Annotated in this window: 1 protein-coding gene; it reads right to left on the reverse strand. The window is 46.2% G+C overall.

Going from position 1 to position 1,036, the window contains the following annotated elements; genetic code table 11:
• Positions 1 to 194 precede the first annotated feature (194 nt).
• Positions 195 to 500 carry a hypothetical protein gene (locus Y882_RS17745; protein ID WP_046973292.1) on the reverse strand — a complete coding sequence of 102 codons (306 nt, stop codon included), beginning with the start codon at positions 498 to 500 and terminating at the stop codon, positions 195 to 197.
• Between the last annotated feature and the right edge of the window lie 536 nt (positions 501 to 1,036).

The following is a 1,036-nucleotide window of genomic DNA, read 5'->3' on the forward strand; positions in this document are numbered from 1 at the left end:
GAATAAAGCTGTTAGCTGTCGCAGTGTCCACATCCAGAACCTTTTTCAAGGCACGGCGAGCGTTAGACATATTGGTGAAGAAGCGAGCATCTTTTGCTACGCGGGTGATAGTAACCATTGTAATTATCTCCATGTTGTTCTAGCGGATTGCTAGTGGGAGCCCACTGTAACAATGGGCAACCATTAGCACGCTATCATTGTTGGATAGCTTTAGCTATCATTGTGATGAAGCAGAACACAGACCAAAGGCTATTCGCTTGGCATACTGGTCTACCGTACATTACGCTATAAGAGCTGACAGTGCCGTCCTCGTTAATGCGAATATATAACGCGGTGCTGGAATATTTTTCGTTGCCCGGGAGCATTACCAGATACTCGTCAAAACCCCAACCCCCGTCAACCTTTTCCGCAGTAAGGCCCAGTTGGTGCAGGCGCTTGCCGATAATACGTTTGGTGATCATGGACTGGGACATAGAACGCGGTAAGTAGATAATGGACATAATGCAATCTCCCTTCGGGTGAAGCGGGCGCGGAACCCGTGTCCCGCTTTAAAACCCCCTTTACCCCACGCGTTTATAATATGACAGCAGGGTATCAGATGCAACTATTATCTGCACTATTTTAGAATTTTTTTAGTTGTGTTTCATAATAATAACATCCGGGACTATGCGGTAGATGGTGTGCCGGAAATACCAGGTAGCGCGAGCGTGCTGAAAATACCAGGTAACAGCACACGCCGAACACACCAGGCCGCACATACATAGACAGCACACAGTGGGCAGGTGGATAGTAACAGACGTAATTATACTGGACGGTACAGTATAGTCATGTAATAGATAGCACACTAATCAAATAAAAAATAATAATGCGTGCAACAATAAACAACGTTACAATAGAGCGCGCAACAGTCACATGACGTAACAATCACCTCACTGACGATCACGGGACGTTATAGTAACGCCGCGGGGCGGCTCTTAGATCTCTGCCAAGGATTCTAGACGTAAAGATTCAATCGTCACTAGACTGGTTACATCAC

It is taken from the genome of Dyella japonica DSM 16301, assembly GCF_001010355.1.
Classification (GTDB): Bacteria; Pseudomonadota; Gammaproteobacteria; order Xanthomonadales; family Rhodanobacteraceae; genus Dyella; species Dyella japonica.